Source organism: Pseudomonas sp. PS01299, assembly GCF_029960145.1.
Lineage (GTDB): Bacteria > Pseudomonadota > Gammaproteobacteria > Pseudomonadales > Pseudomonadaceae > Aquipseudomonas > Aquipseudomonas putida_A.
This window is the reverse complement of record NZ_JASCPO010000497.1, coordinates 1-971: the sequence shown is the minus strand read 5'-3', so window position 1 is coordinate 971 and position 971 is coordinate 1. Positions and strand designations below refer to the sequence as shown.

The window sequence follows — 971 nt, the reverse complement described above, 5'->3', positions numbered from 1 at the left end:
GGCTTGCTCCCGAAGGCGGTGTGACAGTCACCCTATGTATTGACTGCTGCACTGCCTTCGGGAGCAAGCCCCCTCCCACATTGATTGATGGACAACCTGAAAATCTGATTTGACACCCAATCATATGATCATTAGCGTGGACACCCATCGCCAACTGCTTTGAGGTCTCCATGTCCAGCAGCTTTCATGCGTCAACGGTCGATTGGCTGGGCAGCTGGATTGCCGCTGGCCAGGTCAAACCGGGGCAGGCGATCAAGGTCGAGGCGGATCTGGGCGAGCAGTTAGGTGTCAGCCGCACGGTGATTCGCGAAGCGATCAAGACCCTGGTCGCCAAAGGCATGCTCGAAGTCGGGCCTAAGGTTGGCACTCGCGTGTTACCGGTACGGCGCTGGAACCTGTTCGATCCGCAAGTCGTCGGCTGGCTCTCACGCAACGGCCTGCCGGAAAACTTTGTTGATGACCTGCTCGACCTGCGCCGCACCATCGAACCGATGGCCGTGCGCTGGGCCTGCGAGCGCGCCAGCCTGGAGCAGATTCACGCGGTGCAACTGGCCTACAACGCGCTGGAACGGGCGGTCGACAGCGGCATTGATTACAACCGTGCCGACCAGGCCTTCCACGAATGCATTCTGGCCGCCAGCCACAACCAGTTCATCGAGCAAATGGTCCCGGCCCTCGGCGCCTTGCTCGCCGTGTCGTTTGAAGTCTCCGCTGCCGACCCCGATGAACTACGGCGCACATTGCCGATCCACAAAGACATGGCCGATGCCATTGCTGCCCGTGACTCAGCGCGCGGGGTCTGGGCCTGCATGACCTTGATCGACAACGCCGACCTGGCGATCAAACGCTTTTACCCACAGGTGATGGCCGACAAAAAAGCCAGCTGAGAACACAAATCCCCCTGTAGGAGTGAGCCTGCTCGCGATAGCGGTGGGTCAGTCACAATCGTCGTCACTGACCCACCGCTATCG

At 60.0% G+C, this 971-nt stretch carries 1 protein-coding gene; it reads left to right on the top strand.

The window, feature by feature from the left end; all coding sequences use genetic code 11:
• Positions 1-170 precede the first annotated feature (170 nt).
• Positions 171-887: a FadR/GntR family transcriptional regulator gene (locus QMX91_RS31230; RefSeq protein ID WP_047598787.1), complete on the top strand. Its 717-nt coding sequence runs from the start codon at positions 171-173 to the stop codon at positions 885-887.
• Positions 888-971 lie beyond the last annotated feature (84 nt).